This window comes from Sandarakinorhabdus rubra, from assembly GCF_010994245.1.
Lineage (GTDB): Bacteria > Pseudomonadota > Alphaproteobacteria > Sphingomonadales > Sphingomonadaceae > Sandarakinorhabdus > Sandarakinorhabdus rubra.
The window spans coordinates 1-12,564 of sequence record NZ_WMHO01000061.1 but is presented as its reverse complement, the minus strand read 5'-3'; the positions used below and the strand labels follow the sequence as shown (position 1 = coordinate 12,564).

The window sequence follows — 12,564 nt, the reverse complement described above, 5'->3', positions numbered from 1 at the left end:
GCCTGTGGCGCTGGGGCAGGTGCTGGAGCCGGGGAAGCCACCGGCGCTGCAACCGGCGCGGCAACCGGCGCTGCCTTTGGCGCGGGTGCAGGCGCCGCGTCCTCCCCGTCGCCGGCGAGGCGCAGGATCACTGCGCCCACCGCCACATTCTCCGTGCCTTCGGCCACCAACAGCTCGGTCACCGTGCCTTCGTCCACGGCCTCCACTTCCATTGTGGCCTTGTCGGTCTCGATCTCGGCGATGATGTCGCCGGATTTGACCGTGTCGCCCGGCTTCACATGCCATTTCGCCAGCGTGCCCACCTCCATGGTGGGAGACAGCGCCGGCATGGTCACATCGATGGGCTTTGGGATGGCCATCTCAATTGTCCACAAACAACTGGTCGACGAGCGCGCGCTGCTCATCGTCGTCCGGGTTGTCGATCAGGTCGGCCATGTCGAGGAAATAGGCGGCGGCCCCGGCCAGCGCCGAAGAAAAGCGCACCTCGGCCCCCTGGTCCGACTTCATCCCCCAGGCCACCACCAGCGCGCGCTTGCCGATGGCGTTGATCTTCTTGACCAGCGGCACGAAATCGCCGTCGCCGGCCACCAGCGCCACCACGTCGCAACGGTCACTCACCGCAAGATCGAACGCCTCCAGCGCCAGCCAAACATCGATGCCCTGTTCCTTGGGCGGCTCGCTGTTGGTGTCGATGCGGGTGAAGTGCGGCGTGATGTTGCTGGCCGCCAATATCTGGTCGAACACCCGGTCGTTGCGCAGGCTTTCTTCCACGAAGTTCGCGCTGCGGGCCCGGTCTTCCAGGTCGCGCACCGTGTAGCGGCCGCGGAAATAATGCGCCTCCACCACCCGGGCGCGGGTGCGCGGCACATCCTCCATGTCGGCACAGGCAATGCGGATGAAGTCCATCATGCCCGACAGCGACAGGCGCCGCGCCACCGCATGCTCGAACTTGTAGAAGTTGGAGACGCGGTTGAAATAGCTGCCGTCGATCATCACGGCGATACGGGTCTGCATCAGGCTCACCGGTAACACACGGCGCGGGCGGCGCTCACCACGTCCTCGGCCTTCACCAGCGCCGCCTTTTCGAGGTTGGCGGCATAGGGCAGCGGCACATCGGCGTTGGTGACACGCAGCACCGGCGCATCGAGATCGTCGAAGCCATCTTCCATGCAGATCGCCATGATTTCGGACGCGATGGAGCAGGTTGGCCAGCCCTCCTCCACCACTACCAGGCGGTTGGTTTTCTTGAGCGACGCCAGCACGCTGGCCCGGTCGAGAGGGCGCAGGGTGCGCAAGTCGATCACCTCGGCCGAAATGCCGTCTGCCGCCAGCGTGTCGGCCGCCGCCAGCGCCACGCCGACGCCGATCGAATAGCTCACCAGCGTCACGTCGCTGCCGGCGCGCACCACCCGCGCCTTGCCGATGGGCACGACATGCTCGCCGTCGGGCACATCGAAGCTCTGGCCATAGAGCAGCTCGTTCTCGAGGAACACCACCGGATCGGGGCTGCGGATAGCGGCCTTCAGCAGGCCCTTGGCGTCATCAGCGCTGTAGGGCGCGATCACGATCAGGCCCGGCACGCTGGCATACCAGGGGCCGAAATTCTGGCTGTGCTGGGCGGCAACGCGCGAGGCTGCACCGTTGGGGCCGCGGAACACGATGGGGCAGCGCATCTGGCCGCCCGACATGTAGAGGGTCTTGGCGGCCGAATTGATGATGTGGTCAATCGCCTGCATAGCGAAGTTGAAGGTCATGAACTCCACGATCGGCTTCAGGCCGCCCATCGCCGCCCCGGTGCCCAACCCGGCAAAGCCATATTCGGTGATTGGCGTGTCGATCACTCGGGCCGGACCAAACTCCTCCAGCAGGCCCTGCGTCACCTTGTAGGCGCCCTGATATTCGGCCACTTCCTCGCCCATCACGAACACCGTGCCATCGGCACGCATCTCCTCGGCCATGGCATCGCGCAGCGCCTCGCGCACCGTCTGACGGCGCGTGGGGCCAGTCGCCGCCTCGGGGGTGGTGACGGGCGCCGCAGCCGGCGCGGGCGCCGGCGCAGCAACCGGGGCTGGTGTGGCAGCGGGCGCTGCAGGTGCCGGCGCCTCCGCCTCGTCCTCGCCGGCAATCGCGATGATCGGCGTGCCCACCTTCACGCCCTCGGCGCCTGCCGCCACCAGAAGTGCGGTCACGGTACCACCGTCATCGGCCTCCAGCTCCATCGTCGCCTTGTCGGTCTCGATCTCGGCGATCACGTCGCCGGGTTTCACCACATCGCCCACGGCCACCAGCCACTTGGCCAGCGTGCCCTCTTCCATGGTGGGCGACATGGCGGGCAGCAGGATCTGCGGCATCAATAAGTTCCCAGCAACACGTCGGTCGTCAGTTCGGCGAGCGCCGGCTCGGGCGCTTCCAGTGCGAAATCGGCGGCTTCGGCCACCACCTCGCGCACCTCGCGGTCGATGGCTTTCAGCGCCGCCTCGTCGGCATGGCCGGCCTCGATGATCTCATGCTTCAGGCCCTCGATCGGATCGCTCTTCTCGCGCATCGCCTGCACTTCCTCGCGGCTGCGATACTTGGCCGGGTCGCTCATCGAATGGCCGCGATAGCGATAGGTCTTCATTTCAAGGAGCAACGGCCCCTTGCCGCCGCGCACCCATTCGATGGCCTGCTTCGCGGCGCCGCGCACCGCCAGCACATCCATGCCATCGACCTGCAGGCCCGGCACCCGGAAGCTCTCGCCGCGCCGATACAATTGGTCCTCGGCACTCGCCCGATTCACCGAGGTGCCCATGGCATACTGGTTGTTCTCGATGATGAAGATCACCGGCAGCGTCCACAGCTCGGCCATGTTGAACGCCTCATAGACCTGACCCTGGTTGGAGGCGCCGTCGCCAAAATAGGTCACCGCGATATGGCCATCGTTGCGATATTTGTGGGCAAAGGCGAGGCCAGCGCCCAGCGGCACCTGCGCCGCCACGATACCATGGCCACCGTAAAAGCCATGCTCGACCGAGAACATGTGCATGGAGCCGCCCTTGCCGCGGCTGATGCCCGCCGCGCGCCCGGTCAGCTCCGCCATCACCGCCTTCGCATCGATGCCGCAGGCCAGCATGTGGCCATGGTCGCGATAGCCGGTGATGATGGAATCGCCCCGGCTGAGTTCGGCCTGCATGCCCACCACCACGGCCTCCTGGCCGATGTACAGGTGACAGAAGCCGCCGATTTGGCCCATGCCATAAAGCTGCCCGGCCCGCTCCTCGAAACGGCGGATCAGCACCATCTGGCGATACATGTCGAGCAGTTGCTCGCGCGAAGCGACGAACCGTTCAGGTTCGTGCGGGCGCGGCCAGTCCCCCTTCTTAGGTGCCGATGCGGCCTTGCTGCCGGGACTCCGAGCCAAGTGCTTCACCTTTCGCTGGCGGGACAACCCGGTATAAAATGTCGCAGACGGAGCCCACAAGCCCCTATCCGGCGCAACAAACCCCGATGGTTACAGCGTCAGGACGGCAGCCTATGGATAGCAGCTTCAGGATTCCGGCGGCAGCGGCACGATCACCTCGTCCGGCTTGACGAGGTCGAGGTTGCGGCGGACCAGTTCGTCGGCCAGGTCGGGATCGACATGGCGCGGATCGAGCAGCACCAGGCGGCGCTGCAGGGCGACCTGCTGTTCGCGGGCATCGCGCACCGCCACTTCCAACTTCGCCCGCTGCGCCGTGTAATCGCGCCACGCCAGATAGCCGGTGGGGCCGGTGGCGGCATGAAAGGCGAAATAGCCGCCCACCGTCATGCACAGCGCCGGCAGCGCCGCGCGCGCCAGCATCTGCTGCAAGGTGAGCCTGACTGCCATGACCGGACATTATGGCAACACTGACCTAACGACAAGGCTGCAAAGGGCAAAGAATCTGCTAACAACAGGGCGATAACAGCCAGATCCTGGGAGGAAACAGCCATGGCCGCCATCAACAATGTCGTCGATCTTTCAAGGGATGGCGATATCGCCGTCGTCACCGTCAATTCGCCGCCGGTCAACGCGCTGTCAGCCGATGTGCGCGATGGCCTGGCCGGCGCCTTTGCGGCGATTGCCGGCGACACGGGCGTGAAGGCCGCCGTGCTGGTCTGCGCCGGGCGCACCTTCATCGCCGGCGCCGACATTTCCGAGTTCGGCAAGCCGCCGCGCGGTGCCGCCCTGCCGGCCGTGCAGGACGCGATGGAATCCTCGCCCGTCCCGGTGATCGCCGCCATCCATGGCACCGCGCTCGGCGGCGGGCTGGAAGTGGCGCTGTGCGCGCATTACCGGGTGAGCGACGCCAAGGCGAAATTCGGCCTGCCGGAGGTGAAGCTGGGCCTGCTGCCCGGCGCCGGCGGCACGCAGCGCCTGCCGCGCATTGTCGGCGCGAAGAAAGCCACGGAAATGGTCACCAGCGGTGCCCAGATGAATGCGGAGGACGCGCTGGCCAGCGGCCTTGTGGACGAGGTGGTGGATGGTGACCTGACCGCCGGCGCCATCGCCTTTGCGCGCCGCGTGGTGGCGGAAAAGCGCCCGCTCAAGAAAGTGCGCGACGATGCCAGCAAGCTGGGCGGCACCGCCAAGAGCCTGGCGCCCTTCTTTGCCGAGTTCCGCAAGGCCAATGCCAAGGCCTTCAAGGGCTTCGACGCACCGGAAGCCAATATCAAGTGCATCGAGGCTGCCGTTGCCCTGCCCTTCGATGAGGGCCTGAAGGTGGAACGCGCCGAGTTCATGAAGCTGATGACCGGGCTGCAATCGGCGGCCCAGCGCCATGTCTTCTTCGCCGAGCGTGCCGCCGCCAAGATCGACGGCCTGCCGGCCGACGTGCAGCCGCTTCCCGTGAAGAAGGTCGGCGTGATCGGCGCCGGCACCATGGGTGGCGGCATCTCGATGAATTTTCTGAGTGTCGGCATCCCTGTCACCATCGTCGAGATGAAGCAGGAGGCGCTGGATCGCGGCGTTTCCATCATCCGCAAGAATTATGAGAACAGCGCCAAGAAAGGCCGCTTCAGCATGGACGAGGTGGAGGCGCGCATGGGCCGCCTCACGCCAACTCTGAACATGGATGATCTCGCCGATTGTGACCTGATCATCGAGGCCGTGTTCGAGAACATGGCGATCAAGAAGGATATTTTCGGCAAGCTCGACAAGATCGCCAAGCCCGGCGCCATCCTCGCCAGCAACACCAGCTATCTGGATGTGGACGAGATCGCTTCGGCCACCTCGCGGCCGGAGTATGTGCTGGGCATGCACTATTTCTCGCCGGCCAACGTCATGCGCCTGCTGGAAGTGGTGCGCGGCGCCAAGACCGATCCCCAGGTGCTGGCCACGGCCATGGCGGTGGGCAAGCAGACCGGCAAGATCGCCGTGGTCGCCGGCGTGTGCCACGGTTTCATCGGCAACCGCATGCTGGCCCGCCGCCAGCAGCAGGCCAACGCCCTGTTGCTTGAAGGCGCCGCGCCGGCCGACATCGACCGCGTGCTCACCGATTTCGGCTTCCCGATGGGACCGTTCCAGATGAGCGACCTGGCCGGCCTCGACATCGGCTGGAATGCCGAGACCTCGAAGGGCGAAACCGTACGCGACCGGCTGTGCGAAGCGGGCTTGCGCGGCCAGAAGAACGGCAAGGGCTTCTACGTCTACGACGAGAACCGCAACCGCACGCCCAACCCGGAGGCGCTGGCCATAATCGATGCCTATGCCGCCGAAAAGGGCATCAACCGCCGCACCATCGATGACCAGGAGATCCTGGAACGCTGCCTGTTCCCGATGGTCAACGAAGGCGCCCGCATCCTCGCCGAGGGCAAGGCCCAGCGCGCCAGCGACATCGATATCGTGTGGATCAACGGCTATGGCTGGCCGGTCTATCGCGGCGGCCCGATGTTCTGGGCCGAGAAGGACGTGGGCCGCGAGCGCATCATCGAGGTGCTCGAGAAGATGGGTGAAGAAGTGTCGCCGGTCCTGAAGAACGGCTGGAAGGCGTAATCGGCGATGCGGGCACTGCCCGGCAGTGCCCGCCGACTCCGCCATCCCCGGCCAGCAAGCCGCCGGCGCCGCCTTGCCGCGCCAGAGGCCCGTTGGTGTCACGATCCAGGGAACCGACCAATGAAGCTCCTCCTGCCCCTCCTCGCGCTGCTGGCCGCGCCGGCGCTGGCCGAAACTGCGGCGCCTGATTACCGCAAGCCAGAGAGCTGGCTGTGTCGCCCGGCTGCCGGCAAGGGCGCCGCCCCTGACCCGTGCAGCGGCGATGCCAGCGCCAGCCGCGTGCCGGCGGATGCGAAGGTGAGCCTTGATCTGCTGCCAGCCGCCGAGAAGCCGGCGATCGACTGTTTCTACGTCTATCCCACCGTCTCCACCGATCCGACGCCGAACAGCGACATGGTCGCCGATCCGGCCGAGCGGTTGGTGGCCCTGGCGCAGGCCGCGCCCTTCCGCCAGGCCTGCCGGCTGTTCGCGCCGCTGTATCGGCAGGTGACGCTGGCGACCTTGCGCGATCGCATGACCGGCAAGCCAGTCACCGCCGATCCGACCCTTGGTTATCGCGACGTCTCGGCCGCCTTTGCCGACTATCTGAAGCATGACAACAAGGGACGCGGCTTCATCCTGATCGGCCACAGCCAGGGCAGCGGCGTGCTGAAGGCGCTGATCCAGAACGAGATCGAGGGCAAGCCGATCGCCCGCCAGCTGGTTGCCGCCTATCTGGGCGGCCACAACCTGCTGGTGCCGGAGGGCAAGTTGGTGGGCGGCGACCTCAAGTCCACGCCGCTGTGCAGCACGGCCACCGAGACCGGCTGCGTGCTGGCCTGGGTCAGCTTCCGTGACACAACGCCGGTGCCGCCCGCCAGCAGGTTTGGCCGACCGCCGGAGGGCAGCGCGGCCGGCATGCAGGTGGCGTGCAGCAATGCCGCGGCGCTGGCCGCCGGCGCACCGGCCGATGCCCGCGCCACGCTGCGGCCGCTCCTGATCAACCGCACCGGCATCGTGGACAACGCCAATGCGGCGCCGAAATGGGCCAAGGGCCGCAACATCTACACGCCCTTCGTCGCCCTGCCCGGCCTGCTCACCGGCCAGTGCATGGCGCGCGAGAATGCCCAGGTCTTCTCGGTGGGCATCAACGCCGATCCGGCCGATCCACGCACGGACACGATCAACGGCGACGTGGTGGCGAACGGCCAGGTGGTGCCGACCTGGGGGCTGCACCTGATCGACATGAACCTGGTGATGGAAGATCTGGTGGCGCTGGCCAAGCTGCAGGGCGAGGTGTGGCTGCGGCGTCGCGGCAAGTAACCGTTCAGCTTGCCCGTGCGTATATGGGCATCATGATCGACCGTCGTTCCCTGTTCGCGGGCATTGCCGCCCTGCCCTTCGCTGCGCCAGCGCTCGCCGCCTCCGGCCGCTATGCCATCAGCTACACGCCCGATGAATGGCGGCGCCGGCTGGGTGCCGACGCCTATGCCGTGCTGCGCGAGGAGGCGACGGAGCGCCCGTTCACCTCGCCGCTGAACAAGGAAAAGCGCGCCGGCACCTTCGCCTGCCGTGGCTGCGACCTGCCGCTCTTCTCGTCAGCGCACAAGTTCGAGAGCGGCACCGGCTGGCCCAGCTTCTGGCGCCCGATCAGCCGCGAGGCGATCGGCACGGAGGTGGACCGCAGCTTCATGATGGTGCGCACCGAAGTGCATTGCAGCCGTTGTGGCGGCCACCAGGGCCATGTGTTCGACGATGGACCAAAGCCGACCGGCCTGCGCTATTGCATCAACGGCCTGTCGCTGAAGTTCATTCCCGCCAAGGCAGCCTGATCCCATGAAAACCAAACTCACCGCCGCTGCGCTGGTTGCGGCCGCCCTCTCCCTGTCGGCGCTGGTGCCGGTGGCCGCTGCCGAGCGCATGGTGCTCGCCCCTGCCCCGGCAATCGACGCGCCGCTAGCCAAGGGCCCGCTCGCCAAGGCGGTGTTTGCCGGCGGTTGCTTCTGGGGCGTGGAAGCGGTGTTCGAGCGGGTGAAGGGCGTGAAATCCGCCGTGTCCGGCTATGCCGGCGGCGCGAAGGCCACCGCCATCTACGAGATTACCGGCACCGGCATGACCGGCCATGCCGAGGCGGTGGAGGTGACTTATGACCCCGCCGTCGTCTCTTACGGCACACTGCTGCGTATCTTCTTCTCGGTCGCCCATGATCCGACCCAGCTCAACCGCCAGGGGCCCGACAGCGGCAGCCAGTATCGCAGCGCCCTGTTCACCCGCGACGCCGAGCAGGAGCGCATTGCGCGGGCCTATGTGGCGCAGCTGGAGAAGGCCGGCACCTGGAAGCCGAAGATCGTGACGACGTTTGAAGGGCCCAAGCCCTTCTATGCCGGCGAGGGTTATCATCAGAATTATCTGCGGGCCCACCCGACGCAGCCTTACATCGTCTACAACGATATCCCAAAGGTGGAGGGGTTCAGGCGGTTGTTCCCGCAGTTGTGGAGCGAGAAGCCGGCGGCGTGAGGCACGGCCGGCGGCGGAGCCGCCGAGTCCGCTCTTTCATTCAGGTGAAGGAAGAAGGAAGGGGGCGTGGCGGAGCCACGCCGTCAGACGAATCAAAAAGGGCGGCCTGAGAGCCGCCCTTTTCGTTCGCTGGCCGATCTTGCCGGAGTCGGCAAATAGCTGCGCTATTTGCTCGCCCGGCTGCGATTAGTGCCCGCCGCCGTTCAGCCCCTTGACGATATTCTCCACCATCTTCTTGGCATCGGCGAGCAGCATCATCGTGTTGTCGGCATAGAAGACCGGGTTGTCCACGCCGGCATAGCCGACGCCGCCCATCGAGCGCTTCACGAACAGCACCGTCTTGGCCTTTTCGACGTCGAGGATCGGCATGCCGTAGATGGGCGAGCTCTTGTCGGTCTTGGCCAGCGGGTTGGTCACGTCGTTGGCGCCGATCACGAAGGCGACATCGCACTGGCCGAACTCGCTGTTGATGTCCTCCAGCTCGAACACCTCATCGTAAGGCACGTTGGCTTCGGCCAGCAGCACGTTCATGTGGCCGGGCATGCGGCCCGCGACCGGGTGGATCGCGTATTTGACGCTGACGCCCTCCTTCTTGAGGAGGTCGCCCATCTCGCGCAGCGCGTGCTGGGCCTGGGAGACGGCCATGCCGTAGCCGGGCACGATGATCACGCTCTCGGCATTCTGCATGATGAAGGCGGCATCGTCAGCCGAACCGGCCTTGTAGCTCTTCTGGATGGCTGCGCCCTTCTCACCCGCCGGGCCAGCATCCGCGCCGAAGCCACCGGCGATGACGCTGATGAAGCTGCGGTTCATGGCGCGACACATGATGTACGATAGGATCGCGCCCGACGAGCCGACCAGCGCGCCGGTGATGATCATCGCCGTGTTCTGCAGCGTGAAGCCCATCGCGGCGGCCGCCCAGCCCGAATAGCTGTTGAGCATCGAGATGACGACCGGCATGTCCGCCCCGCCAATGGGGATGATCAGCGTCACGCCGATGATGAAGGACAGCGCCAGGATGATCCACAGCAGCGGGCCCTGGCCGGCGGCAGCGGTGGCATCGGTGGCGAAGATGCCGGTTAGCACGAGGATGCCGACGAGCACGCCCAGGTTCAGCACGTGGCGGCCCGGCAGCAGGATTGGCGAACCCGACATGCGGCCCGACAGCTTCAGGAAGGCGATGATCGAGCCGGAGAAGGTGATCGCCCCGATGGCCACGCCCAGGCCCATTTCCACACGGGAAACGCCAAGAATGGCGCCAGCGCTGTCGACAATGCCGAACGACGCCGGGTTCAGATAGGCCGCGCAGCCGACCAGCACGGCGGCCATGCCGACAAGGCTGTGGAAGCCGGCAACGAGCTCAGGCATCGCGGTCATCTGGATGCGCTGGGCAATCACCCAGCCAATGCCGCCACCGATGGCGATGGCGCCAATGATCAGCGGCAGACCGGTCGGGTGCAGGGCCAGCGTGGTGCCGACCGCGATCAGCATGCCGATCATGCCGTTGCGGTTGCCGGCCTGCGAGGACTCCGGCGACGACAGGCCACGCAGGGCGAGGATGAAGAGGACGCCCGCGACGAGATAGGCCAGAACGGCCCAGGCGGGGGTGGCGGCGACAGCGTGTTCCATGATGCTCTTGCCCCTGCCTTACTTCGAAGCCGCCGGCTTCTTGTCTTTCTTCTTGTACATGGCGAGCATGCGGCGCGTGACGGCAAAGCCGCCGAAGATGTTGATGCTGGCCAGCACCACGCCCAGCAGGCCCAGCCACTGCGACAGGCCACCACCTTCGGTGATGGCACCGGCCGCCGCGGCAATCAGCGCGCCGACGATGATCACGGAGGAAATGGCGTTGGTCACCGCCATCAGCGGCGTGTGCAGCGCCGGCGTGACCGACCACACGACATAATAGCCGACGAACACCGCCAGCACGAAGATCGACAGGATCGACAGGAAATCCATTGTGCGTCCCCTCAGCCCAGCAGCCGTTCGTTGACGATGGCACCGCCCTCGGTCAGCTTGATGCCCTTCACGATGTCGTCATCCGCTGGCCACACCGCAGCCTTGGCCTCCTTGTCCCAGAAGGCGTTGATCATGTTGTAGAGGTTGCGGCTGTAGAGCGCCGAGGCGTCGGGCGCCATGCGGCTGGCCGGGTTGCTGTGCCCGATGATCTTGACGCCGTGGCGCTCGACGATCTGGCCGGCGACCGCGCCTTCCACGTTGCCGCCCGAATCCACCGCCAGGTCAACGATCACGCTGCCGGGCCGCATGGAGGCCACCTGCGCATCCGTGATCAGGCGCGGCGCCGGCCGGCCGGGGATCAGCGCGGTGGTGATGACGATGTCCTGCTTGGCGATGTGGCTGGAAACCAGCTCGGCCTGCGCGGCCTTGTATTCCTCGCTCATCTCCGTGGCATAGCCGCCGGCGCCCTCGCCCTCGATGCCGGCCACCTTCTCGACGAAGATCGCCTTGGCCCCCAGCGATTCAATCTGTTCCTTGGTGGCCGAGCGCACGTCGGTGGCGGAGACGACCGCACCCAGGCGCCGCGCGGTGGCGATCGCCTGCAGGCCGGCAACGCCGACGCCCATGATGAACACGCGCGCCGCGCTGATGGTGCCGGCTGCCGTCATCATCATCGGGAAGGCACGGCCATATGCCTCGCCAGCGTCGATCACCGCCTTGTAACCGGCCAGGTTGGACTGCGACGACAGCACGTCCATCGACTGGGCGCGCGTGGTGCGTGGCATGAACTCCATGGCATAGGCAATGATGCCGGCCTTGGCATAGGCGTCGATCTTGGCGCGATCGTTGAACGGCGACAGGATGGCGGCCACGATGGTCCCCGGCTTGATGCCGGGCAGGTCGGCCACCTGCGGCCCCTGCACACCCAGCACCATGTCGGCGGCGCCAATCACGTCGGCGCGGGCGGCAACCGTGGCACCGGCCGCGACATAATCGGCATCGCTGATCCGCGCACCGGCGCCGGCGCCCGTTTCGACGGCAACGCTGCCGCCAAGTGCAATCAGCTTCTTCACCGTCTCCGGCGTGGCGGCCACGCGCGCTTCGGTGGCAGCGGTTTCCTTCAGCACCGCGAACTTCATGGCTTCATCCCCCAGGAAATGCGGTGCGGTTCAGACCAGGAACACATAGAGCGCCGCGAGCACCACCACGACGAAGATGGTGCCCCACTTGGCGAAACTGGTGAAACCATCATAGGTCGAGCGATGCTTGTCGTTCGATTGTTCATTGCTGGCCATGACCGGCAAAACCCTCGTCAATTGCGCGTGCGGGCCCCTGTGCCGCACGCCGTGCACGCTGCCTGTAAGCAGCTTGGGCGCGGCTGTGAAGGGGCAAATGCCGCGCAGCCGCTCTCAGCCGATCACAGGGCAAGTGCCGCGTGGCAGGCGCGCCACAGCGCCAGCGCCTGAACGGTTTCGGCGACATCGTGCACCCGGATGATCTGCACGCCGGCCTGCGCCCCGGCCAGCGCGATGGCGAGGCTGCCCGGCAGGCGCTGCTCCACCGGTACCTCGCCTGCCACCCGTGAAATCAGCGACTTGCGGCTGGCACCCAGCAGGATCGGCACGCCCAGGCCATGGAAAAGGCCAAGGCCCTTCAGGATGGCCAGATTGTGCGCCAGCCCCTTGCCAAAGCCGATACCGGGATCGGCGATGATGGCGTCCGGCGCGATACCGGCACCGGTCGCTGCGGCAATCCGCCCCTCCAGCCAGTCGAACACGTCGAGCAGCGCGTCGTCATACTGCGGATCACGCTGCATCGTTTCGGGCGTGCCCTGGTGGTGCATCAGGATCACCGGGCAGCTGCGAGCGGCGACCAGCCCCACCGCCGCCGGATCATGGGTCAACGCACTGACATCGTTGACGATCATCGCCCCGGACTCCAGCGCCGCTGCCATCACCGGCGCCTTCCTCGTGTCGATCGAGACCGGCAGGCCGGCGAGGCCCGGCCACAGCGGTGCCAGCCGCGCCAGCTCGTCGGCCACCGCCAGCTCAGCCGCACCAGGCCGGGTGGATTCGGCGCCGACATCGATGATCGCGGCGCCGGCCCGGTGCATGGCA

General features: G+C 66.5%; 14 protein-coding genes. 4 read left to right on the top strand and 10 right to left on the bottom strand.

The annotated features are described in order from the left end of the window. The 5 genes from GJV64_RS05645 to GJV64_RS05625 all read right to left on the bottom strand — a co-directional run. On the bottom strand, positions 1-359 hold a 359-nt coding region (locus GJV64_RS05645; protein WP_164156304.1), incomplete at its 3' end, for a biotin/lipoyl-containing protein. Between the two features lies 1 nt (position 360). Continuing rightward, positions 361-1,014 (bottom strand): NYN domain-containing protein, encoded by a 654-nt coding sequence (locus GJV64_RS05640; protein WP_164156303.1) that lies wholly within the window; start codon positions 1,012-1,014, stop codon positions 361-363. Positions 1,015-1,019: 5 nt separating this feature from the next. Beyond that, positions 1,020-2,351 carry a pyruvate dehydrogenase complex E1 component subunit beta gene (locus tag GJV64_RS05635; protein ID WP_408014966.1) on the bottom strand — a complete coding sequence of 444 codons (1,332 nt, stop codon included), beginning with the start codon at positions 2,349-2,351 and terminating at the stop codon, positions 1,020-1,022. Then, complete coding sequence (gene pdhA, locus GJV64_RS05630; protein WP_164156301.1) at positions 2,351-3,400, bottom strand: pyruvate dehydrogenase (acetyl-transferring) E1 component subunit alpha; 1,050 nt, start codon at positions 3,398-3,400, stop codon at positions 2,351-2,353. Before pdhA ends, GJV64_RS05635 begins: the two co-directional genes overlap by 1 nt. A 126-nt stretch (positions 3,401-3,526) precedes the next feature. Further along, positions 3,527-3,847, bottom strand: a complete 321-nt coding sequence (locus GJV64_RS05625; RefSeq protein WP_164156300.1) for an FtsB family cell division protein — start codon at positions 3,845-3,847, stop codon at positions 3,527-3,529. A 102-nt stretch (positions 3,848-3,949) separates the two neighbouring features. Between GJV64_RS05625 and GJV64_RS05620 the strand changes: the two genes are divergently transcribed. The 4 genes from GJV64_RS05620 to msrA all read left to right on the top strand — a co-directional run bounded on the left by GJV64_RS05620 (position 3,950) and on the right by msrA (position 8,488). Next, positions 3,950-5,992, top strand: coding sequence for a 3-hydroxyacyl-CoA dehydrogenase NAD-binding domain-containing protein (locus tag GJV64_RS05620; protein WP_164156299.1), 2,043 nt, complete (start codon positions 3,950-3,952; stop codon positions 5,990-5,992). A 120-nt stretch (positions 5,993-6,112) separates the two neighbouring features. After that, positions 6,113-7,294 carry a DUF3089 domain-containing protein gene (locus GJV64_RS05615; RefSeq protein ID WP_164156298.1) on the top strand — a complete coding sequence of 394 codons (1,182 nt, stop codon included), beginning with the start codon at positions 6,113-6,115 and terminating at the stop codon, positions 7,292-7,294. Positions 7,295-7,326: 32 nt separating this feature from the next. Then, positions 7,327-7,803 carry a peptide-methionine (R)-S-oxide reductase MsrB gene (gene msrB, locus GJV64_RS05610; RefSeq protein WP_164156297.1) on the top strand — a complete coding sequence of 159 codons (477 nt, stop codon included), beginning with the start codon at positions 7,327-7,329 and terminating at the stop codon, positions 7,801-7,803. Between the two features lie 4 nt (positions 7,804-7,807). Next, positions 7,808-8,488, top strand: coding sequence for a peptide-methionine (S)-S-oxide reductase MsrA (gene msrA, locus GJV64_RS05605; protein ID WP_164156296.1), 681 nt, complete (start codon positions 7,808-7,810; stop codon positions 8,486-8,488). A 186-nt stretch (positions 8,489-8,674) separates the two neighbouring features. On the opposite strand, the gene GJV64_RS05600 is transcribed toward msrA, so the two are convergent. The 5 genes from GJV64_RS05600 to folP all read right to left on the bottom strand — a co-directional run. Continuing rightward, complete coding sequence (locus tag GJV64_RS05600) at positions 8,675-10,117, bottom strand: NAD(P)(+) transhydrogenase (Re/Si-specific) subunit beta (RefSeq protein ID WP_164156295.1); 1,443 nt, start codon at positions 10,115-10,117, stop codon at positions 8,675-8,677. Positions 10,118-10,135: 18 nt separating this feature from the next. After that, entirely contained in the window at positions 10,136-10,447 is a 312-nt protein-coding gene (locus GJV64_RS05595; RefSeq protein WP_164156294.1) for a proton-translocating transhydrogenase family protein, read from the bottom strand. Between the two features lie 11 nt (positions 10,448-10,458). Beyond that, positions 10,459-11,586 carry an NAD(P) transhydrogenase subunit alpha gene (locus GJV64_RS05590; RefSeq protein WP_164156293.1) on the bottom strand — a complete coding sequence of 376 codons (1,128 nt, stop codon included), beginning with the start codon at positions 11,584-11,586 and terminating at the stop codon, positions 10,459-10,461. A 30-nt stretch (positions 11,587-11,616) separates the two neighbouring features. Beyond that, complete coding sequence (locus GJV64_RS05585) at positions 11,617-11,742, bottom strand: aa3-type cytochrome c oxidase subunit IV (protein WP_164156292.1); 126 nt, start codon at positions 11,740-11,742, stop codon at positions 11,617-11,619. A gap of 122 nt (positions 11,743-11,864) precedes the next feature. Continuing rightward, the coding region (gene folP / locus GJV64_RS05580; protein WP_164156291.1) for a dihydropteroate synthase at positions 11,865-12,564 on the bottom strand (700 nt) is incomplete at its 5' end.

Bases quoted from the DNA above. Each gene is read 5' to 3' on its own strand.
- GJV64_RS05600 (WP_164156295.1), bottom strand. From the start codon at position 10,117: ATGGAACACGCTGTCGCCGCCACCCCCGCCTGGGCCGTTCTGGCCTAT.
- GJV64_RS05640 (WP_164156303.1), bottom strand. From the start codon at position 1,014: ATGCAGACCCGTATCGCCGTGATGATCGACGGCAGCTATTTCAACCGC.
- GJV64_RS05620 (WP_164156299.1), top strand. From the start codon at position 3,950: ATGGCCGCCATCAACAATGTCGTCGATCTTTCAAGGGATGGCGATATC.
- msrA (WP_164156296.1), top strand. From the start codon at position 7,808: ATGAAAACCAAACTCACCGCCGCTGCGCTGGTTGCGGCCGCCCTCTCC.
- GJV64_RS05625 (WP_164156300.1), bottom strand. From the start codon at position 3,847: ATGGCAGTCAGGCTCACCTTGCAGCAGATGCTGGCGCGCGCGGCGCTG.
- GJV64_RS05635 (WP_408014966.1), bottom strand. From the start codon at position 2,351: ATGCCGCAGATCCTGCTGCCCGCCATGTCGCCCACCATGGAAGAGGGC.
- msrB (WP_164156297.1), top strand. From the start codon at position 7,327: ATGATCGACCGTCGTTCCCTGTTCGCGGGCATTGCCGCCCTGCCCTTC.
- GJV64_RS05590 (WP_164156293.1), bottom strand. From the start codon at position 11,586: ATGAAGTTCGCGGTGCTGAAGGAAACCGCTGCCACCGAAGCGCGCGTG.
- GJV64_RS05595 (WP_164156294.1), bottom strand. From the start codon at position 10,447: ATGGATTTCCTGTCGATCCTGTCGATCTTCGTGCTGGCGGTGTTCGTC.
- GJV64_RS05585 (WP_164156292.1), bottom strand. From the start codon at position 11,742: ATGGCCAGCAATGAACAATCGAACGACAAGCATCGCTCGACCTATGAT.
- GJV64_RS05615 (WP_164156298.1), top strand. From the start codon at position 6,113: ATGAAGCTCCTCCTGCCCCTCCTCGCGCTGCTGGCCGCGCCGGCGCTG.